Here is a 22,960-nt window from a genome sequence, read left to right on the forward strand (position 1 = left end):
AATGAAACTAAAAAGATTACTACCAATAATGTTGATGTCACTTGTGGTTGCATCATGCGGTGGAAATAGCACAGAAGCTGAATCTCCGGCTCTTGAAGCTTTGAAAGCAGAAAGAGATTCATTGAAATCAAGATTGACAGAAATCAATGAGAAAATACAAGCTTTAGATACAAATACAAGAATAATTAACCCATTGGTTTCAGCTGAGGAAGTTGCGGTTAAAAAATTCAAACATAAAATTGAGATTCAAGGTTCAGTTGAAACAGATAAAAATGCCATGATCAATTCAGAAGCTTCTGGAAAAGTTACCAGTGTACATGTTCAAGAAGGACAGAAAGTTTCTCAAGGACAAGCATTAGTTACAATTGATGCGACAATTTTATCATCACAGATTCAAGAAATTGAAACGCAACTTGAATTAGCAACTTACATGTATGATAAACAAAAGAAGTTAATGGATGAAGGCGTAGGAACTGAAATTGAGTATGAGCAGGCAAAAGCGCAGAAAAATTCATTGGAGAAGTCATTGCAAACAATGAGATCTCAAAGAGGAAAAACGGTTGTTAGAGCTCCATTTTCTGGTGTAATAGATGAGGTGATGATTCACATGGGGGAAATGGCTTCTCCTGGAGTACCATTAATGAGGGTTGTAAACAATAGTGATGTGAAAATAACAGCATCATTGTCTGAGAATTACTTGGCTAAAGTATTTGAAGGAACTGAAGTTGAATTGTTTGTACCTTCTTTAAACGACACAACATTTGCTTCTAAAATCACATCAAAAGGTAATTTTATTGATCCGGTAAACAGAACGTTTAGAATCAGAATTGACATTAAAAAGAACAAATTATTGTTGCCAAATCAGTTAGCAAAAGTGCAGGTGACTGATTATGAAAAAGACAGTGCTACTGTTATTAATTCAGAATCAATCCTACAGGATACAAAAAACAACAGTTATATCTACAAATTGGTAAAAGCTGAAGGAGATGTATATGATGTGCAAAAAGTAGTGATTAATGTGTTGAGCCAATATCAAGGTGAAGCATGTATTGAAACTGTTGAAGGAGTAATCAACGAAGGAGATAAAATTGTAGTGAAAGGAGCTAAAGGAATTACTGAGGCTGACCAAGTAATTATTCAATAAAATACAAGATGAGTAAGAATATTGAAAACCAAAAGGAGTTTGGGCTTTCTACCTGGTCTGTAAATAACCGTAAAACGGTTTATCTGATCATTGCTATGATCATGATCATGGGAGTTGGGGCTTACACTTCTATGCCTAAAGAGAACTTTCCAGAATTACAAATTCCGGAGATTTATGTAGGAGTTCCATATCCTGGAAACTCCCCAAAACTAATTGCTGATAAAATTACCGATCCTATAGAAAAGGAGCTGAATTCTATCAAGAACGTTGATGAAATTAAGTCTAATTCAATTGATGGTTATGCTTCTATACAGGTAAAGTTTGATTTTAAAGTGACGGCCAAACAGGCCTTGCAGGAAGTTAAAGATGCAGTAGATAAAGCACAGTCTTCTAAAGGCTTTCCTACAGATTTACCGGCAGAGCCAAACATCTTTGAAATGGATGTGTCTGAAATGCCAATTATGAATATTAACCTTTCTGGTGACTATTCAATTGAGCAGTTGAAAGGGTATGCAGAAATTCTAGAGGATATGATTGAGGAGTTACCTGAGATATCTGAGGTGGAAATTAGAGGAACTCAAGAGCAAGAGATGCAAATCATGGTTGATCCTAAAAAAGCAAATGCAGTTGATGTAACTTTTGGAGATATTCAAAATGCTATTGCCAATGAAAACATTAACATGTCAGGTGGGGAATATTTGGATGGAACGACAAAAAGAACTATTCAAATTGAAGGGAAATTCAAAAATGCAGCTGAAATAGGAGAAGTGATCGTAAAACAGGAAGATTATAAACCTGTTTACCTTAAAGATGTTGCCGAAATTGAATTTGCAGATGCTGATACAACTTCTTATGCGAGAGAATGGGGACAAACAGTTGTGATGCTGGATATCAAGAAAAGAGGTGGTGAGAATTTATTAGCTGCATCTGATAAAATCATGCAAATTTTAAAAGACGTAAGAGAGCAAAAAATCATTCCAGAAACAGTTCACATTTCAGTAACTAATGACCAATCTGACAAGACGAGAGAAATGGTTTCTAACCTTGAAAACTCTATCATTTTTGGAGTTTTACTGGTAGTTGGAGTATTGCTTTTCTTCTTAGGATTGAGAAACTCTCTATTTGTGGGGGTAGCCATTCCGCTTTCCATGTTCATGTCATTTATGATCTTGCAAGGAATGGGAGTTACCTTGAATTTAATGGTGTTATTCTCTTTAGTACTAGCATTGGGTATGTTGGTGGATAACGGAATTGTGGTGGTAGAAAATGTTCAACGTTTAATGGAAGAAGGTCATGATGGATTTACAGCTGCACGTAAAGGTGTAGGTGAAATTGCCTGGCCAATTATTGCATCTACAGCCACAACTTTAGGAGCCTTTGTTCCATTGGCTTTTTGGCCGGGTATGATGGGTGAGTTCATGAAGTACTTGCCAATTACATTAATCATTGTATTAGGATCATCATTGTTTGTTGCACTTGTTATCAACCCTGTATTAACTGCCATGTACATGCGTGTTGAAAAAGAGGCAGGTAACAGAAAAAGAACTTTGATCATTGCCGGAATTACGGCTGTAATGGGAATTTTGGTAGTAGGAATGGGTAAAACAGGTTTAGGAAACTTGATGATATTGCTTGGTTTTATGGCTGTATTTACCGTGTTTGCTCTAAACCCGGCAACAGTATGGTTTCAAGAGAAGTTTTTACCTAAGTTGGAGGCTTTATACGAAAACTTATTAAGATATGCCTTGAAAGGTCGCCGTCCGGTATGGTTTTTCGTAGGTATGTTTGGAATGCTCTTTATTTCCTTTGTGGTAGTTGGATTATTTACGCCTAAGGTTTCGTTTTTTCCAGAAAACCAGCCGCAATATGTAAATATATTCATCCAACATCCTATTGGTACTGATATTAAGGTAACTAATCAAACTACCTTAGAAATTGAAAGAATTATCAACGAAGAAATTTTGGTTGATGAGATTGCAGATACTGTAGGAGTAGCACCTAAGAATCGTATCATTCAATCTATAATTTCGCAGGTAGGAGAGGGAACTTCAGATCCTTCTCGTGGAGTACAAATGGGACAAACACCACATAAGGCTCGTATTACAATTAATTTCTGTGAATTCAAACATAGAAGTACTAAAAATAAAGATTACCATACAGGAGAAATCTTGAAGAAAATTTCTGATGGATTGAAAAACAGATTCCCTGCTGATGTTCAGATAAATGTGGAGAAAAATCAATTCGGACCTCCAACTTCATCTCCAATCAATATTGAGGTGTTTGGACAAGTTGAATATGATAGCTTGATAGCCGAAGCAGAGAGAATTAGATTGTTCTTAGATCGCAAGAATGTTGCAGGGGTTGATAAATTAAAATTAGACGTTGAAACCGGGAAACCTGAGTTGCAAGTTGAGATAGATCGCGCAAAAGCAAGGTTGTTTAACGTATCAACAGGTCAAATTGGTAATGCTATTAGAACGGCATTGTTTGGTGCAGACATTTCAACTTTCAAAGTAAAAGATGAAACTTACGATATCGTTACCAGATTTGATAAATCTGATAGACATGATTTAGATGCCTTGTTGGATCAACGTTTGATTTTTAGAAATAATAAGGGGCGAATTTTAAGAATTCCTATTAGATCTTTAATTAAAGAACCTAAGCCAACTCAAACTTATTCAACTGTTGTTCACAAAGATTTGGTTCCATTAGTTACTGTTTATTCAGGAGTTTCAGAAGGTTATAATGCCAATGAAACTGTAGCTGAAATCAAAAAAGTAATGGAGGAGTATAAGCAGGAGTATGATATGAACCCTTCAATTGACTACAAGTTTACCGGAGAACAGGAAGAACAAGCAGAAGAAATGGCTTTCTTATCTAAAGCCTTAGGGATTGCTGTATTCTTGATTCTATTAGTAATTGTAGGACAGTTCAACTCATTCTCTACGCCGGCAATTATCATGTTTGCAGTTGTTTTCTCCTTTATTGGAGTGTTATTTGGATTAGTGATTTTCCAAATGCCATTTGTGATTATGATGACAATGATTGGTATCATTTCACTGGCAGGGGTAGTTGTAAATAATGCAATTGTATTAATTGACTATACCAACCTGTTGAGAAAAAGAATGAGAGAAGAGCGCGGAATTGGTGAGTTTGAGCAATTGACTTTAGATGATATCAAAGAAGCTATAACAATTGCAGGTAAAACCAGACTTCGTCCCGTATTGTTGACAGCTATTACAACTGTATTAGGTTTGATTCCACTTGCATTGGGAATTAATATCGACTTTACTACATTGTTGACTGAGTACAATGCAAACTTCTATATGGGAGGTGATAACACATTGTTCTTTGGACCAATGTCATGGACAATTATTTTTGGTTTGACTTTTGCAACCTTTTTAACGTTAATTATTATCCCAGTGATGTATTTACTGTTCTACAGATTTAAATTGTGGTTATTTAAAATCACTAATCAAAAAATGAGAACAAATTTATAATTGGTTAAACAGATGGGGCAATAAATTAGCTATTGCCCCATTTTTATCTTATTAGTAAATTTATTGCATATGAAAAAGTTAAGTTTTATCCTGCTGATTTTAACAAGCCTTAATGTTAAGGCCGGAACAGGCTGGACCATTGAAAAATACGAAGATGGTATAAAGGTGTATACCCGTAAGGTTGATGGTTGGGATGTTGAAGAGTTCAAAGCATACGCTACAATTGATGCACCAAGAGAAAAAGTGCGTGAAGCTTTATTGGATATAGCTGATTTTGTCAAATGGTTTCCTGATGTTGATGAATCTGCTGAGTTGAGTAGATCATCTTATGAAAACAGGGTTATTTACTATAAGATAGATCTTCCCTGGCCGGCTGATGATAGAGATATTGTACTGAATTATACCGTGAAAAATGATGAAGAAAAAAATGAAACCATCATTTCAATGAAAGAGAATCTTACGGCAAAATCAAAAGTAGACGGAGTCATTAGAATGACCAAAACAAGAGGATTTTGGATTCTGAAATCAAATGGTAATAAAACAGATATTCACTATCAGGTATTAGCGGATCCGGGAGGAAGTATGCCGACATGGTTAATCAACATGTTTATTGTTGATGGACCGTACGATACAATCATGGCCTTGAGAAAAAGAGTAAAGCAAATTTGACTCGTTTAATTTAAGTTGCTATTTTACACCCATGAAATGGTGGGTGCTTTTCCTTTTTAGTTTTTTATTGTCAGTCACTTATGCGAGTGGATGGACCATTGAGAAATTTAAAGATGGTATAAAAATCTATACACGAAAAGTGGCAGAATCTAGCGTTGAAGAATTCAGGGCATTTGCTACTATTGATGCTCCCAGGGAAACAGTTTTTAAAGCAATCTTGGAAGTAGAGAAATTTCCAAATTGGTTTCCAGATATTACTGAAGCCAAAGAAATCAGCAGAACATCTTTTAATAATCGAATTATTTATTACCGTTTAGATTGTCCATGGCCGGCAGATGACAGAGATGTGGTTTTAGAAAGCAATGTTTCTGTAGATGATGAAAAAGGGGTGTCTATCATTCAAGTAAAAGAAAAACTGAACATAAAAAGCAAGGTGGATGGTGTTGTAAGAATGCCTAAATCAAGAGGTTTTTGGAAGTTTACATCTATCGGAGATAAAACTCAGGTCCACTACCAGATGTTAGCAGATCCGGGAGGAGTGATGCCTTCCTGGCTGATAAATATGTTTATTGTGGATAGCCCTTTTGATGCTCTTGTAGCACTTAGGAAAAGGGTAGAATAATTATTTCAATCCTCTTCTGTTGAATATCACATATCCAAAACTTACTTGAACTGATAAACGGTTGACAATTGATTGTGAACCAAAATAATTGACAGTAGCTCTCAATGGTCCAATAGGAGAGTGGTAGATAATAGAGGCAGATCCAATTCCAAATCTGTCTGCAAATAATTCTCCATCATAAGCTGAACCATTATTTTCAAGGATCCTCACAATGGGTTGAAAATAATATGCTTCAAGCCTAAAGTCAACAAAATCCTTTATGGTGAATACATTCATCAAACCTCCACCAAGGTATTGGTTAGCCCTAAAGTCATCATAAAATGCCAGGTTGGCATCCGGGATAGGTAAAAATGCATGAGCAGATAATAGACTGGCTCTATAATTATGGAAATATGGCTGGTTGCTATAAACCCCTTCCAGTAACATCCCTAATCTAAAAACCCCTCTTCGCATAAAGTAATTGGTGTAAGATACCTTTGCATAAAACCAATCTCTGGCAACTTCGTTGGCTAGCATGTTTTGAGAGGTAGAACCAGGAGTTGTACGTTCAATTCCATGTACATACCTACTGCTCACATTCAAAGAATAACCGGCCGAAGCGAATTGCTTTCTATTCAACGAGCTCATGCTAAATGAAAATCCGGGAGAATAAAATAAAAAGTTCGTATAATCTGCAGTATCTGAATTCGTGAAAAGATCTGTTTGATAATAATTGTCTTCTGTTCTTCCATTTGAGAAATCAAAAGTCATCTTACTTTTACTTGAAGTGGCTAAGTGATATTGTAATGACCAAAATCTTTCATTTTGAACAATATATGAAGGCTTCACATCTTCAAAAAATGTGGCAAAACTTCTAAAATAATCCCAACGATTCATCACAAACATTGGCTCAATGTACGATATTGATTTTGTGGGCATGTGAAACTTTAATCCTGCTTTTACTGAACCATAAAACTTTCCAAAATAGGTGTTAGCGTAAACGGTAACAGGTGTTATTTGAAAATCAGAATAGGATGCACTTAAAAAACCAGTATTTACAGGTCTTGAAGAATAATGACCTCCAAAAGAAGCCTTAAATGGTTTCTCTCTTTTCACAACAATGTCCAACTTTTGAGTAGTGTCTGTTAAGGGATATAAAGTGGGGTATAATGATCTGATATGCTCCGATTGGTATAAATTCAGATACCTTTTTTTAAGCATACTATAATCTATTTGACTTTTCTTTCTCTTTCTTAAGATTTTGTTTTCAATGTATTTAGCTTGTTCCTTTTTAACTCCCTGAACGTTTACCTCTGTAACATTAACTTCCAGTCTTTTAGCTTTATAAAGTACTCTTTGTTTTTCTCTTTCACTTGCAGATACCCGCAAATTGACATACATTTTAATGGAGTCAATTTTGGCAATGGTAGCTTCATAACCACGTTGGATAGCATCTTTGATTTCATCAAATTCAAATGTTCCCACTTCCTCAATGTTGGGTTCTATGATAATTCCTTGTTCACAAGGCAATGAGTAATTAGAATGAGAAGTAAACATATTAGATACTTGAGACATCAAATCATCTTCATTTGGTGGAGGCTCATTATATGATACATTTGACCCGATTATAAAGTCTGCGTTAAACTCAGAATACATATTTTCTGCTGGGAAGTTGTTGTACATTCCACCATCAAACATTAGTTTTCCATCAATTTTTATAGGACTTATAAAAAATGGATAAGTCATTGAAGCACGAACTGCTTGTGACAAAGGCCCGCTTTTAAATGTGACCGATTTTTTCTGGACAATGTCTGATGCTACACATCTAAATGGAACAAATAAACTGTCAAATGTTTGAAGGGTGTTGGCTGGATTGGTACCCAGCAAGTGCATCAACTTTAAGTCAAGAAATGTAGGATTCAACAAGTTGGTTGGTAAAGACTTTTTCAATACAGAATCCTTTGATAATCTTACTGAAAATAAACCTGCATCTTCATTTTGTTCCTCTATGTAATACTTGAATTCACTTTCAATATCATTATTGGCTATTACTTCAAACGATTCTGATAAAGCTATCTCTTCGATTTCCTGAGGTGAAAAGCCTGAAGCGTAAAGTCCTCCAATTAAAGCTCCGGCAGATGTGCCAGTAATGTAATCTATTGGAATGTCATTTTCTTCCAAAGCTTTAAGTACACCTATGTGCGCAAAGCCGGTTGCTCCTCCACCAGAGAGCACAACTCCTACTTTTTGTCCAAATAGATTAATGTTGAACAAAATGCAGATTAATATGATCAATCCTTTTAGTTTCACCGACTCAAAACTAATGCTTATTGTTTATTCAAACAAAGGCTTTGATCTTGATTACGAAATAACTTATTAGGACGTTGCAATTTAAATCATCTGCAATACCTTATCTTTGCCAAAAAATAATAGCATGAAATTGGTAGCAAAAACATTTTTTGGTCTTGAGGAAGTATTGGCTGATGAGTTGAAACAACTTGGAGCTAAAGACATTGAAGTTGGGAATAGAGTGGTGACCTATGAGGGAAACAAAGAGTTGATGTACAAGTCAAATCTTTGGTTGCGCACAGCAATTTCTATTTTAATACCAATTGAATCATTCAAGTTTAAAAACGAACATGATTTTAAAAAGAAATTGAGTAATCTCAATTTTAATAAATACATGGCTGTAAACAAGACGTTTGCGGTAAAGGGGGCTGTGAATTCAAAGGAATTCAGTTATACCAAATATCCAATGTTGCTGTTAAAGGATGCTATTGTTGACTTTTTTAATGATAAATATGGACAACGTCCTTCGGTTGATCAAAAGAGTCCTAATATCTTATTTGACTTGCATATTTCTGAAAACAACTGCACTATTTCTTTAAATAGCTCGGGTGCACCACTTTTTCAAAGAGGATACAGAAAATCTACTGGAGAGGCGCCTTTAAATGAAGCATTAGCTGCTGGATTAATAATGATTTCTGGTTGGGATCAAAAGTCAAATTTTATTGATGTGTTTTGTGGGTCAGGTACTTTGCCTATTGAAGCTGCTTTAATCGCAAATGGAATCCCTCCACAAATTGCCAGAAAGCAATATTCATTTATGTATTGGCCGGATTTTGATCAGCAGTTGTGGAATCAAGTTTTAAAATCGGCACCTGCTGTACCTAAAAGAGATTTAGATTTTAAAATAATTGGTTCAGATACTGATCCGGAGGTTGTAAAAATGGCAAGAAACAATATTAAAGCTTTGCCATTAGGGAAAACCATTTCTTTTGAAATAAAAGATTTCAAGGATTTTGAAGCACCTGAAGATGGAACCTTGATCATTAATCCTCCATACGGCGAAAGGTTGAATGATGATAGCGTCTTTGATTTGTACAAAGAAATAGGTGACTATTTTAAAAATAAACTACCCGGATACAATTGCTGGGTTTTAAGTTCAAATATGGATGCTTTTAAATCGTTAGAATTAAAACCGTCAAGTAAGATCAGAATTTACAACGCTAATTTGAGTTGTGATTTTAGAAAATACCAGATTTTTAAGGGAAGTCTAATTGAGCATAAGTACGGAGTGAAAAAATGATCAGCAAAATCAAATATCGTTTAGATGCTATAAAAGCAGAATTGGTATTTGAAACTTCCAAAAGTAGCGGAAAAGGTGGACAGCATGTTAATAAAACTGAAAGTAGGGTAACTGCTGTATTTGATATTTTAAGTTCAACTGTATTCAATGAAAATGAAAAGACAGTATTATTGTCGAATTTAAAAAGCAGATTAAGTCAGGGTGTTTTAAGGGTGAGTTGCCAGGAGAGTAGGTCTCAACATGCCAATAAAGAAAAGGCTATTTCAAATCTTTTTCAAATTTTAGAAAAAGGTTTATTCATACCCAAAGAGCGAAAAAAGAAAGGAGTTTCCAAAGCTCAAAAAGAGGCTCGTTTAAATCAAAAGAAGCAACACGCCGAAAAAAAGTCTCTAAGAAAGAAAATGCGAAAAGAAGACTTTTAAATTTCGGGGATAGTATTAATTTCGTCCTAACTATTTATTAATTAATTCCTAAGTGAAGAACCTCTTTTATCTTTTTGCGGCCGTATTTATTGCCGGTTGTGCTCCTAGTAGATTTGTTGAACCACTGAATAAAGGTGAATTATCTGTTGGTGGAAATTTTGGTGGACCCTGTATTGAGTTTGGAGGAGCCCCGATTCCTATTCCAATGACTGCTATTGAAGTAGGTTATGGTGTTGATTCAACTTTTACTGTATATGGCGGATGGCATACAACTGCTGCCTTTTTCGGAAATCTTCAATTTGATATTGGAGGAACCTGGCAGTTTTTGCAACAGAAAAAATACGTGCCTAATTTGAGTGCAAGTATGGCCGCTAATTTTATTTACAGTTTTGAAGAGCAAGAGGGGAGAATGTGGCCTGTTTTAGATGTAAATGCATTTTGGAATTATGGGAAACGCAATAACTATTGGTATGTAGGCTTCAATAATTACTTTGAAACTATGCGCTATATGGAACATAATGTTGATCAAAAATATCACTGGCTTTTTGCTCCACAGTTGGGTCATGTGGTAAAAGGAAAAAAACATCCCTGGAGATTCACAACTGAAGTTAAGTTTTTAGCGCCATGGATTGACAATACATATGCTTTTGTTCCATATAAAAGCCTTTTTGGAAAATGGGGGAGTACAGGTGTTTACTTAGGATTTAGTTACCCAATACAATTAAAGAAATGAAAAGATTAATTGTTTTTATAGCAATATTTACTTTGCTGGTATCTTGTAAAAAGGCTACCCTTAATACGCTTGCTTTTCCAAGTGTTGAAGTTGATCAATATGAATTTATTGATTACAGTGAACCTGAATTGGAAATTCCGGATGATATGTTGAATGCCAATGTTCAGCAAACCTTAGTAAGTTTTACCTCTGTAGATCAATCAACAGGAGACTCATATGAAATTTACGGGCTTTATATGGGCGATACAGCAACGATTAGTACAGATACTGTTATTTATTTCTGTCATGGACAATCCAGAAATATGGATTATTACTATACCAGACAATTGATGTATGCACACTTAGGTGGATTGCACAATTATGGGGTATTCATGATAGATTATAGAGGTTACGGAATGTCAGAGGGTACTTCATCTGAAATTGGTTTAGTTGAAGATGCTAATGCAGGCTTAGATTGGTTAATTGATCACGGATTGAATCAGGATAGATGTGTGTATTATGGTTTTAGCCTGGGATGCATTCCTTTAATTGAAATTGCCGGAAGTAGAACTGATTTTCAACCGGCTAAACTGATTTGTGAATCTCCTTTGGCATCAGTAGAGTATTTGACACAAAGTTCAACAGTAATTAATGTTGATGCGGACTTTGTAACTCAATTAAACTTTGAAAATGCGGAAAATATCAAGAATGTGGAAGTTCCTTATTTCTGGATGCATGGTACAGATGACGATTACATTTCAATTGACAATGGTGAATTAATTTACGGTAATTATAATGGAGTTTATAAGCAAGCTTTACGCGTAATAGGAGCAAAGCATGCCGATATTCCAGCTGTTTATGGACACGAAAACTATTTACAAGAAGTGTTGTCTTTTATTAGACTGTAATTACCAGTTCAAATTGGTACCGTCTATTACATTGTTCAATTGCTGATGAGGCATTTCGTAATCTGCGTACTCTTCTTCCCATTCAACATAGTTTTCGCTTTTGAAAACGAAATTTTTGTGTAGCCAATTGTCTTTGCATTTGTCGTCAACTGTTGTAAAGATTACCAAATCTTCAGCATCTTCTTCATACCAATAAGTACGACCATTTAAACGCTTTGCACTCATATCTGCATTGGCATCAATTTTCAACAAATCTTTTACATCCTTTTTTGTTAGATAGGTAAAGTTGTTAGATTCTGTGTCTAATTCAGCAATAGCTTCGATAATAGCCGCATTTAAAAGCTTTTCATACAGTTTGTAAAATAAATCGTGATTGCTGAACATGTCAATATTGTATAATTCACCATTAATGGCGTAAGCTATTCCATAATGATTATCTCTAATGGCTTCAATGAATTGTGCAGTATACTCAAGTCTTAAATTTTCTAAGTCTTTATTATCTAAAGCAAGCTCTAAACTACTTGATGACGCAGCGTCATTGACTACAACATCTTTACTGTAATAATTACTTACGTTTGAACTTAGCTTAGTTTGCATATTGGAAACTCCTTCCCAAACATGAGATTGATTGTTCTCTTTTTTAGAAGCAATTTTCATTTCTCTAGAGCTAATCATCTTTGTTGTTTCACTAAATCCATCAGCTTGTTCGTCCCCTCTTTGAGACCATCTGCCACTTTCAACACAAAAACTTGTTAGTGCTTGTTTTCTAGATTTAGGATGAAGAATAACATCATAAGCTAAAGTTCTGTCTTGTCTTCCTCCTTTGATAATATCACCGGCATTGATATAAATAGATTCGTCTGAATAATTTTTAGCTTCTAATTCATTTACTTCACCAGTTTCAAAAATCTTTACCCAATTGCTGTCCATAGCTTCTTGCAAGGTGATATATTCTTCGCGACAAGCAGCAGGTGCGGCATTTTCAATAAAGAATATTTGTAAATTTTTAAAGTTGATAGGATCACTAATATTTACCTGGTCAAAGAAATTAGGATCTGTACGATCTGAAGCCGTGAAATCAACTCCCATTGGGTCATTGTTCTCAACATAATAATCCTCGTTTTGAGGTTGAACTTCTCTGCTTTCTCTTGGTGCTGTAAAATCACACTGAGTAAACATAAAAGTAAATCCTAATAAGGCTAAAGCAGAAAGCTTAAATCGAACCAACTTTTTCATAAGTATAAATTTTGGAATGTATTACTGCGGTAAAAGTTACGTCATTAATTTTAATTATTGATTTGTTTTATAAGGACTTTAGAGATTTTTAACATTTATGACTAGCCTATTCAATTTGTAAACGTTAGCGATTTATTTTGAGCTATAAACTGTGTTAAAACAGATATAAAACGTTTTTTTACCCTCCTTTTTATATCACAAGTGATAGTAAATCAATGATATAAGTGAATAAATGATGTTTTGAACCAAAAATCAATAAAAAAGGCTAATTGATTAATGAATGGAACCAAAAATTTTATTTGGAATTGTTAAATAAATGCTAAAATCTATTTAATAAAAACAAGGAATTATAATTATACCTAATTTAGCTCCGTGATTAAAACTTATTTTAATCGGTTTTTGGTCATTTCGACACTACTTTTCTTAAGTAGCTCGTCTTTATTTGCCTCAAGCAATCAAAACACGAAGTTTGATTTTGATGCTTTAGGGGATTTCTTTTCGCTTACTAAAAATGACAAAGTTGTTTTCACCAATACAAGAGGTGTTAACAATCAAGGTGATGCTGAAGATTTTGATTTAATCGAAGAAGAGCAGGAAGAAGAAGAAATTAATGGCGAAGAAGACGCGGATTCGTTCAAAAAGAAATTTGATCACAAAAATTATTTCAACTCACTTTACACCCTATCAAATTCCAAATTTGATTTATACTACTACACAAATGAATATGTTTGCTCTAAGCATGCGTCTTCAATTACTTCAAGTGTAAAGAGAAACATTCTGTTTCAGGTTTTCATAATATGATTTTTCAAAGCAAGTCCTGATGTTCAATCAGGCGTTTAATTAGCATTCAAAACGTTGATTGCTTTGGAACATATGTAGTTCACTCGTTCCAATCGAATTTGAAAATCACTTAGATAATTTCTAAAAAAAAATATTATGAAAAAAGTCGTTATAGCCATGGGGTTATGCGCCTTGTTAATCAATACAAGTTGTAGTTCAGGTATAAAAGAACATGAAGAACACGAAGGAAAGTTCTTGGTTACCTCACCCATAATTAAAGACACCACAATTATTAAAGAATATGTGTGTCAAATCCATTCAATTAGTCATATTGAATTGCGCGCTCAAGAAAAGGGATTTCTGCAAAATATATATGTTGATGAAGGTCAACATGTTAAACAAGGACAATTATTATTTCAGATAATGCCAAAACTTTATGAGGCTGAATACCAAAAAGCAAAAGCCGAAGTAGAGTTTGTAGAAATCGAATATAAGAACACAAAAATGCTAGCTGACAGTAATGTGGTTTCACAAAACCAGCTGGCTCTTGCAAAAGCAAAATTGGACAAAGCAAAAGCTGAATTGGCATTGGCAGAAGTTCATTTAGGCTTTACAGAAATCAGAGCTCCATTTGATGGAATCTTAGATAAATTCCATGTAAGACTGGGAAGTTTGATAGATGAAGGTGACTTGATCTCTAATTTATCAGACAACAGTAAAATGTGGGTTTATTTCAACGTATCAGAATCAGAATATCTTGATTACATGACTGCTACAGATCACGACACCTTAATGCAAGTTGAGCTTAAAATGGCCAACAATAAAATTTTCAATCATGTAGGAGTTGTAGAAACAATTGAAGCAGATTTTAACAACGAAACCGGTAACGTAGCTTTCAGAGCAACTTTTGAAAATCCTGAAGGATTGTTACGCCACGGTGAAACAGGGAATATTTTAATGAAAACTGAATTGAATAATGCACTGTTGATTCCACAAAAATCAACATTTGAGGTATTAGAAAAGAAGTTTGTATATGTATTGGATGAAAACAATGTAATCCATGCAAAGGAGATTAAAATTGGAGCCGAACTTCCGCATCTTTATGAAGTGGTAGAAGGGCTTACTGTGAATGATGTCATTTTATTAGACGGTCTTAGAAAAGTTAAAGACAATGACAAAATAGATGTTGAATTTGAAGGCCCTGAGTCTGTATTAAGTCATCTTGACCTTTACGCAGAGTAGGTAGCATCAAATAATATTTATTAGTCATGTTTAAGAGAATTATACATAGACCTGTATTGGCTATCGTAATTTCTATTGTAATAGTTTTTACAGGTACTTTATCAATGGTGAGTTTGCCGAAATCACAATTTCCGCCAATTGCACCAACTACAGTTAACATATTTATCGCATACCCCGGAGCAAGTGCGGACGTTTTAGTAAAATCAACGCTCATCACTTTAGAGAACGCTATTAATGGTGTGCAGGGAATGCGTTATATCGCTACAGATGCTACCAGTGCCGGTGAAGCAACGGTACGTGTAATTTTTGAACCCGGAACAGATCCTAATGATGCGGTAATTCGTGTTAAAACGAGGGTGGATCAGGTAATGCCGTTATTGCCGGATTTGGTTCAGAGAGAAGGGGTTATTATCACGCCTATCCAACCTAGTATGTTGATGTATATCAACCTTTATAGTAAGGATAATAGTATGGACGAGAAATTCTTGTACAATTACGCCAACGTGCATATGATTCCTGAACTAAATAGGATTGAAGGTGTTGCAAGATCTCAAATTCTAGGATCTAGAAAATATGCCATGAGGGTTTGGTTAAATCCTGACCGAATGAGAGCATATAACATTTCCGTGGATGAGGTAATGGAGGCTTTGAGTGAACAAAGTATCATTGGTCGTCCGGGAAGGTTAGGTCGTAGTTCAGGTATTGAAGCACAATCTTTAGAATATGTATTGACCTACAAGGGACGATACAACAAACCTGAAGAATATGAGAATATCATTATTCGAGCTAATCCTGAAGGGGAGAGCATTCATTTAAGAGATATTGCTAAAGTGGAGTTGGGAAGTGAATTCTTCGATATTTACTCCAATTTGGATGGACACCCATCTGCTTCTATTGTATTGAAACAGTCATTCGGATCAAATGCAACTGAGGTAATTCAAAATGTAAAGGATAAACTGGCTGAAATGAAAGAGACTTTTCCTCCGGGAATTGATTTCAAAATCAGCTATGACGTTTCTACATTCTTAGATGCATCTATTGAACAGGTAACACATACATTAAGAGATGCCTTTATACTGGTAGCATTAGTAGTGTTCCTCTTTTTAGGAGATTGGCGATCTACTTTAATTCCTGTACTGGCCGTTCCGGTTTCTTTAATTGGAGCATTCTTTGTAATGCAGGCATTTGGATTGTCAATTAACTTAATCACTCTTTTTGCCTTAGTACTGGCGATTGGTATTGTGGTGGATGATGCAATTGTTGTTGTGGAGGCAGTTCACGCCAAAATGGAAGAAAAGCATTTGGCTCCATTTCTAGCCGTTAAAGAAGTAATGGGAGAAATTTCAGGTGCGATTATCGCAATTACTTTGGTAATGGTGTCTGTATTTGTTCCAATTGCATTTATGTCCGGACCCGTTGGTACTTTTTATCGACAGTTTTCCATTACAATGGCGAGCTCAATTATTCTATCAGCATTGGTAGCTCTTACATTGACGCCGGTTTTATGCGCCATGATTTTAAAGAATAATCATGGACAGCCACGTAAAAAATCACCTGTTAACAGGTTTATTGATTGGTTTAATAGAAGATTTGATAAACTGACTGGTAGATATACTGGTTTGTTGAAAGTGATTGTAAATAAAAGACTTTTGACCTTGAGTATTTTGTTAGCATTTTGTGCGGGTATATTCTTTGTCAACAATAGCTTACCGGGAGGATTTATTCCTAGTGAGGATCAGGGAACAATTTACGCTATAATTCAAACTCCTCCAGGAGCGACATTAGAGCGAACAAATCAGGTTTCAAGGGAGTTACAGCAAATTTGTGAAGAGATAGAAGGTGTTGAATCTGTTTCTTCTTTGGCGGGATATGAAATTATGACTGAGGGTCGTGGTTCCAATGCCGGTACTTGTTTGATCAACTTAAAACCTTGGTCAGAAAGAGAACAAGGGGTACATGAAATCATGGAAGAATTGGAAGCAAAATCTCAGAATTTGGGAGCTATTATTGAATTCTTTGAACCACCGGCAGTTCCGGGATTTGGATCATCAGGAGGTTTCTCAATGAGATTGATTGATAAGAATCCATCTACAGATTATCAAGAGTTTGATAAAATCAATCAGGAGTTCATGGCCAAATTGGAAGAGCGCAAAGAATTGACAGGTTTGTTTACTTTCTTTGCTGCAAACTACCCTCAATATGAGTTAGAGATAGATAACGAAGCAGCTATGCAGAAAGGAGTTTCTATAGATGCTGCAATGGAAAATCTCAACATTTTAATTGGTAGTACCTATGAACAAGGGTTTATCCGTTTTGGTAGATTCTTTAAAGTTTATGTACAGGCAGCTCCTGAGTTTAGAAGAATGCCTTCTGATATCATGAAGTTGTATGTAAGAAATGATCATGGAGAGATGGTTCCTTATTCTTCTTTCTTGAAATTGAAAAAGACGCAAGGACCAAATGAGGTGACGCGTTACAACATGTACAACTCTTCTGCGATTAGAGGATTGCCGGCAGAAGGTTTTACAACCGGAGATGCTATTCAGGCAATTAAAGAAGTGGCTGAAAATGATCTTCCAAAAGGATATGATATTGCTTGGGAAGGATTATCATATGATGAGGCAAATCGTGGAAACGAATCAATCTACATTTTTATAGTTGTTTTGATCTTCGTTTACCTGGTTTTAGCAGCTCAATATGAAAGTTTCTTATTGCCTTTAGCTGTTATCTTTTCTTTACCAGTGGGAGTTTTTGGTTCATTCTTGATACTAAAAATGATGGGACTAGCCAATGACGTTTATGCCCAGGTAGGATTGATCATGTTGGTTGGACTTCTCGGTAAAAATGCCGTGTTAATCGTAGAGTTTGCGGTTCAAAAACACAGTGAAGGAGCAACAATTCTGGAAGCTGCAATAGAAGGCGCAAAAGTAAGGTTCAGACCAATTTTAATGACATCATTTGCCTTTGTTGCCGGATTAATTCCTTTGGTTTTAGCCCATGGGGCAGGAGCAATTGGAAACAGAACAATTGGTGGATCGGCATTGGGAGGAATGTTGCTTGGTACCATCTTCGGAGTAGTAATAATTCCGGGCTTGTACTACATTTTTGCCACATTGGCTGACAAAAGAAAATTGATTAAGGAACAGGATGAGAGTCCATTTTCAGAAGACAAATTACATTATGAATAAGCAACAGATTAAACTCATCATAGGTATTGTTGGATTAGTAACAATACTGAATGCATGCGGAATTCCAAAAGTGACAAGCCGTGATGCAAACAGAGAGGTTCCGGAACAATTTGTAAACGGAAATCAAGACTCAACTAACATTGCAGATATTATTTGGAAGGATTATTTCCATGATAAATATTTGATTGCCTTGATTGATACAGCATTGTTGTACAATCAGGAGTTGAATATTACACTGCAGGAGATCAATGTATACAACAATGAAATTCTTGCCAGAAAAGGAGAGTATCTGCCATTTGTAGATATTGGAGCCGGTGGAGGAGTAGAGAAGGTAGGAAGATACACCAGCCAGGGAGCTAATGATGCAAATACTGAAATTGCTCCGGGTAAAGAAACGCCTGATCCTCTGGGAGATGTATTTGTTGGAGCATTTGCAACTTGGGAAATTGATATCTGGAGAAAGTTGAGAAATTCTCGTGATGCCGCGGTTAATAGATATTTAGCCACTGTTGAAGGGAAGAATTTCATGGTAACTAACCTGGTTGCTGAAGTAGCGAGTAGTTACTACGAACTGTTGGCTTTGGATAGTCAATTAAAGCTGTTACAGGAATATATTAAGATTCAGAACAATGCTTTGAAGACTGTTAAAATTCAAAAGGAAGCAGGAGAATCTACAGAATTAGCTGTAAAAAGGTTTGAAGCTGAAGTTTTGAAAACACAGGCTAAGCAGTTTGACATAAAACAGCAGATAGTAGAAACTGAGAACAAAATCAATTTTCTATTAGGTAGGTATCCACAACATATTGAAAGAAGTGAGCAGAGTTTTGAAGCACCTATCACTGATTCATTAATGTACGGAGTACCTTCTCAATTACTGGAGAATCGACCTGATATTAAAGCAGCTGAGTTAGAAATTACTGCTTCAAAGTTGGATGTTAAAGTTGCCAAAGCCAAGTTTTATCCTTCGTTAGACATAACAGCCGGAGTAGGAATGCAGGCTTTTAATCCAGCTTACTTTATCAAAGCTCCCGAGTCTATGCTATACAATTTGGCCGGTGATTTAATGGCACCTGTTATTAATAGAAAAGCTATTAAAGCTGAGTTTTTAAGTGCAAATGCTGAACAGCTTCAAGCAGTTTATGACTATGAAAAAACTGTTTTAACAGCTTACATTGAAGTGTATAATCAATTATCAAACATAGATAATCTAAATCAGAGTTACAGCTTAAAAAATCAGGAGGTTACCGTGTTAAATCAATCCATAGTTTACGCTAACGGATTGTTTACTTCTGCAAAAGCAGATTACATGGAAGTATTAATTACGCAACGAGATGCCTTGGATGCAAGGTTCGAGTTGATTGAATACAAGTTGATGCAGTTTAATGCTATGATTCACTTGTATCAAGCACTTGGAGGCGGATGGAAATAAAGGGGTGAACTACAAGGCGGCGTGCATTAAGGCAACATTGTTAGAGCGTGTATATTGCCGGACGTGTACGCCGTTTTTTTATCTCCTTTTATCAATTACCCCATAAATTATTAGTCCTAAGAATAAAGGAAGATTCCCAAATAAGTTTAATACATAAAAATCCTCAATAGCTCTTGCATATAATTGATCCTTTGTTTCACCTAACTCCTCGAGGTGAATTACGATAGGTAGAAAAATTAATGCAAACACAAATTGAAGTAATAGATTAAGTCCCACAGAAAGGACAAATCTTTTATATGTAGGATTTTTAAAATTATCCAACCACCAATTAAATCCAACTAAAGGAATAATAATAAGCAGGTAAGGAGCTATTTGGAGAAGATTTTCGATTCCTTATTCCTTAATAAATCTGATGCTTTCTGATGAATGTCCTGCTTTGATAAAATAAATACCACTGACAAGATTTTGAACATTTAATTTATCGTTGTTAGTGAATATCATTTCAGATTGTACCAATTGTCCAAGACTGTTATAAATATATACGGTCTCAAATTCTGAATTAGCGTTTACCATATTTATTGTCAATTCATCTTTTACTGGATTAGGATAAACACTTAAAGATTGAAGTTGCTCATTGGATAATGCACTTACTCCGGGTAGCGTAATTTTAATTAAGCACACTGCATTTGGATTTAAAGTCAAGTTATATTGTCCATTATTCAACACTATATTTTGACTTACTAAATCTTGATCTGCTGTAATTGCGGTAATTGCCGTAGCTTGAGTGTATCCGTTTGTAAGCAAAGAATCATATTTAAATTGATTGTTATTCTGAATCGAATCAATTAGCCACATTGTACCGTTGTAATTAGAAGTATATCCATTCAAAATGATATCAAAATGACGAGGAGAATCATAAATAGAATCATAGTGATTATAAACAGGTATACTGTTGTTGATAGCTATATTTAGGGCATTTGAAGATGGGATGGTATTTGTACCATTATAAATGTTTTGGATAGTTGTTAAATCATTATTTCCTAAATCTATATATCCCGCACTGTCTAATTGATTGGCATTAAATTGACCTTCATATAAAGTATGATTCAAAGCTTCGACAAGCGGATGAGGTGTGAAATTTGAAATGACCATAATTAAAGTGTCATTCACAGCTGAGACAACCGCGTCATAAGGTGAATTTCCAGTGGTTTTGCAGGTAACACCTTTTAATTCATTAGTCAATAAAATTGATTTATATGCCGGCTTGTGAATGGCTCCCCACGTTATTAGTCCATAATCATTGTGGAACTCATTTGTGCTTTGATTGAAATCTTGCCAGGCCGCTACCAGATTATTGATAACAGCTGTTTTAGACATTTCAATTTGAGCTTTTATCATGTATGATTTAGCCAATTCAGTATCTCTAACCGCTGAAGGGGCATTCCATTCGCTTACCATCAACTCAACATTGTTTAAACCATATCCCGTAAGTTTTTGAGAAACATAATTAGAAGCCATGCTAAAATCCTGGTAAGTTGTACTGAAGTGATGCCAACTAATAAAGTCAGGAATCTTGTTCCATACAACTGCCGAATCTATTAATTGACTGATTAGAGAGGAATCAGCTGTTGCATTTGAAATGTATCCATATGGAGGTTGCCAGTATATGTTATTGGCCCATCCGTTTACTGCAGGTCCGCCAATTTTAGCCGTTGTACTAGCCGCTTTAATACCATCATAGGTATATTTATAAAGATTAAAATAATCTTCCATGCTACCTGTCCATGATCCTAAGTCCGGTTCATTCCAAATTTCAAAGTAGGCGTTATTAATCCCCATATCATTTACCAGGGTAGAAGTAATTGATTCTACCACATTTTGCCAGGTACTCCAACTTGCAGGTGGTTTGGTATTTAACACAAAGTAGCCGGGAGTTCCTGTTGATGAACCATCAGAAGAACTACTGAGCCAGGCAGGCATTTTTTCAAAAATAAATACCAACTTGTCGCATTTACTTGATAAGCCCAAAAGGTCAGATTCAACAGAATTTAAGTAGGCGATACAGTCAGTTAGATTTGTGGTGTTGTTTAATGCGCCTTCAATTATGTTGGTGCGAATTGTATTTTGATAGATTCCGTTTGAAGTAAAATCATAAGCACCTTCGGTTGTTTTAGGAGCATAAAAAACGCCTGGCACATAGTTAGGACTAATCTGTCCTAAAACAGTATCAGGATATACATTTATAACAGATTGTGAATAGACAAACTGTAATGTGAAGAATGAGAACAAAAGGGTAAAATATCGCATAAATAATTGTTTTTTAGCAATTCTGTGCAATAAATATACCCTTTTACTTATTTAATGATCATGTTCTGCTTCTTCCTTTTTCATTTCTGAAATGAGTGTGTAAGCATTGTTCATTGCAAACCTTGTTTTTGAAGGTAATTCTTCAATCAATGAAACCTCTACCCATCCGTTTGTTCTTTCACCTACAATTACTTCAACAGGTTTAAAAATCCACTCATCTCCACCTTCTTGATGGTGAGACACTTTAAAAATATAGTTCTTATCATCTTCCAAAATAACAGCATCCTCAGGCATTGCAAGCGTTTGCTGATTATTGGTTGCAATTCTACCCCTCACATACATTCCCGGAATTAATAAACCTTCCTTATTCTCAATTTCTGCATGAATATGAACTGCTTTAGGCTCATCTTCAAATGACTTTCCAACGGCATAAATAACAGCTTCAAGCTCTTTCCCCGGAATAGAAGAAACCTCAAAGCTTACTTTTTGTCCTTCTTTTACTTTGTGTACATCCTTTTCAAAAACCATCAAATCTGCATGTATGTGATCTATGTTAACAATCTCAAACATTGATTTTTCAGGAGTGACATACTGTCCAACTCTAATGTTTACCATTTTAATAAACCCACTGATAGGACTGCGTACCGGAATTTGGTCATAGATTTCATTTTTTTGAAGCTTTTCAGTACTTATTCCCAACAACCTTAATTGAGCAGCCAATCCATTTACGGTGCCTTCTTTTCTTAGGTATTCTGAACGAATTTTATCATATTCTTTACCTGAATTGATTTTTTCATCATACAATTTTTGCTGTCTGTCATATTCAGTTTTTAGATACTGCAATTCATTCCAGTTTGTGACATAATCTGTTTGCAATTGAATGATATCAGGATGACTTATATAAGCTAATGTTTGCCCTTTCTTTACACTTTCTCCTTCAATTACTTTGATGCTTTGAACATTAGCGCCAATCACAGCTGTTACATCTGCTTCATTTTGCGGTGGAACCAAGAGTTGTCCGTTTGTTTCCACAATAGAACTCATGTTCCTTGTTGGAATTTGCCCTACTTCCAGACCTAATAAGTCAATTTGCGATTGTTTAAGACTTACTTCATCTGCATTGTGATGATGATCATGTTCATCTTCAGTTGAAGTTGTTGAATTTCCACCACAAGCCATCATTCCGTAAGCCAATAGTGATATATATATAAAGTTTTTCATTATTTCTAATCT

General features: G+C 35.3%; 16 protein-coding genes. 12 read left to right on the top strand and 4 right to left on the bottom strand.

All coding sequences use genetic code 11. The features are described 5' to 3' along the window. Position 1: 1 nt before the first annotated feature. From K6119_RS00285 to K6119_RS00300, 4 genes are all read left to right on the top strand, one after another. Entirely contained in the window at positions 2–1,144 is a 1,143-nt protein-coding gene (locus K6119_RS00285; RefSeq protein ID WP_221834560.1) for an efflux RND transporter periplasmic adaptor subunit, read from the top strand. Between the two features lie 8 nt (positions 1,145–1,152). Then, positions 1,153–4,644 carry an efflux RND transporter permease subunit gene (locus K6119_RS00290; protein ID WP_221834559.1) on the top strand — a complete coding sequence of 1,164 codons (3,492 nt, stop codon included), beginning with the start codon at positions 1,153–1,155 and terminating at the stop codon, positions 4,642–4,644. A gap of 69 nt (positions 4,645–4,713) precedes the next feature. Further along, entirely contained in the window at positions 4,714–5,313 is a 600-nt protein-coding gene (locus K6119_RS00295) for an START domain-containing protein (RefSeq protein WP_221834558.1), read from the top strand. 31 nt (positions 5,314–5,344) lie between these two features. After that, positions 5,345–5,935 carry an START domain-containing protein gene (locus K6119_RS00300; RefSeq protein WP_221834557.1) on the top strand — a complete coding sequence of 197 codons (591 nt, stop codon included), beginning with the start codon at positions 5,345–5,347 and terminating at the stop codon, positions 5,933–5,935. Here K6119_RS00300 and K6119_RS00305 read toward each other — a convergent pair whose 3' ends face one another. After that, positions 5,936–8,209, bottom strand: coding sequence for a patatin-like phospholipase family protein (locus K6119_RS00305; RefSeq protein ID WP_221834556.1), 2,274 nt, complete (start codon positions 8,207–8,209; stop codon positions 5,936–5,938). Between the two features lie 139 nt (positions 8,210–8,348). Here K6119_RS00305 and K6119_RS00310 point away from each other — a divergent pair, with 139 nt between their 5' ends. The 4 genes from K6119_RS00310 to K6119_RS00325 are packed head-to-tail and all read left to right on the top strand — an operon-like array spanning position 8,349 to position 11,545. Continuing rightward, positions 8,349–9,503 (top strand): THUMP domain-containing class I SAM-dependent RNA methyltransferase, encoded by a 1,155-nt coding sequence (locus tag K6119_RS00310; RefSeq protein ID WP_221834555.1) that lies wholly within the window; start codon positions 8,349–8,351, stop codon positions 9,501–9,503. Next, complete coding sequence (arfB, locus tag K6119_RS00315) at positions 9,500–9,925, top strand: alternative ribosome rescue aminoacyl-tRNA hydrolase ArfB (RefSeq protein WP_221834554.1); 426 nt, start codon at positions 9,500–9,502, stop codon at positions 9,923–9,925. The genes K6119_RS00310 and arfB overlap by 4 nt, the downstream gene beginning before the upstream one ends. Before the next feature lie 52 nt (positions 9,926–9,977). Beyond that, a complete protein-coding gene (locus K6119_RS00320) occupies positions 9,978–10,658 on the top strand; it encodes a hypothetical protein (protein WP_221834553.1) in 681 nt (226 codons plus the stop codon). Next, complete coding sequence (locus K6119_RS00325; protein ID WP_221834552.1) at positions 10,655–11,545, top strand: alpha/beta hydrolase; 891 nt, start codon at positions 10,655–10,657, stop codon at positions 11,543–11,545. The genes K6119_RS00320 and K6119_RS00325 overlap by 4 nt, the downstream gene beginning before the upstream one ends. Here the strand turns inward: K6119_RS00325 and K6119_RS00330 are convergent, their stop codons facing one another. Next, positions 11,546–12,781: an ARPP-1 family domain-containing protein gene (locus K6119_RS00330; RefSeq protein ID WP_221834551.1), complete on the bottom strand. Its 1,236-nt coding sequence runs from the start codon at positions 12,779–12,781 to the stop codon at positions 11,546–11,548. 372 nt (positions 12,782–13,153) lie between these two features. Here K6119_RS00330 and K6119_RS00335 point away from each other — a divergent pair, with 372 nt between their 5' ends. From K6119_RS00335 to K6119_RS00350, 4 genes are all read left to right on the top strand, one after another. Continuing rightward, a complete protein-coding gene (locus tag K6119_RS00335) occupies positions 13,154–13,582 on the top strand; it encodes a hypothetical protein (protein WP_221834550.1) in 429 nt (142 codons plus the stop codon). A 135-nt stretch (positions 13,583–13,717) separates the two neighbouring features. Continuing rightward, entirely contained in the window at positions 13,718–14,803 is a 1,086-nt protein-coding gene (locus K6119_RS00340) for an efflux RND transporter periplasmic adaptor subunit (RefSeq protein WP_221834549.1), read from the top strand. 26 nt (positions 14,804–14,829) lie between these two features. Beyond that, positions 14,830–17,991: an efflux RND transporter permease subunit gene (locus tag K6119_RS00345; RefSeq protein ID WP_221834548.1), complete on the top strand. Its 3,162-nt coding sequence runs from the start codon at positions 14,830–14,832 to the stop codon at positions 17,989–17,991. Beyond that, complete coding sequence (locus K6119_RS00350; RefSeq protein ID WP_221834547.1) at positions 17,984–19,420, top strand: TolC family protein; 1,437 nt, start codon at positions 17,984–17,986, stop codon at positions 19,418–19,420. Before K6119_RS00345 ends, K6119_RS00350 begins: the two co-directional genes overlap by 8 nt. 393 nt (positions 19,421–19,813) lie before the next feature. On the opposite strand, the gene K6119_RS00355 is transcribed toward K6119_RS00350, so the two are convergent. Both K6119_RS00355 and K6119_RS00360 read right to left on the bottom strand, forming a co-directional pair. After that, entirely contained in the window at positions 19,814–21,727 is a 1,914-nt protein-coding gene (locus K6119_RS00355; protein ID WP_221834546.1) for a T9SS type A sorting domain-containing protein, read from the bottom strand. Positions 21,728–21,778: 51 nt separating this feature from the next. Further along, positions 21,779–22,948, bottom strand: a complete 1,170-nt coding sequence (locus K6119_RS00360; RefSeq protein WP_221834545.1) for an efflux RND transporter periplasmic adaptor subunit — start codon at positions 22,946–22,948, stop codon at positions 21,779–21,781. Positions 22,949–22,960: the final 12 nt, after the last annotated feature.

The sequence above is a fragment of the Paracrocinitomix mangrovi genome (assembly GCF_019740355.2).
In the GTDB taxonomy this organism is placed as follows: domain Bacteria; phylum Bacteroidota; class Bacteroidia; order Flavobacteriales_D; family Crocinitomicaceae; genus Paracrocinitomix; species Paracrocinitomix mangrovi.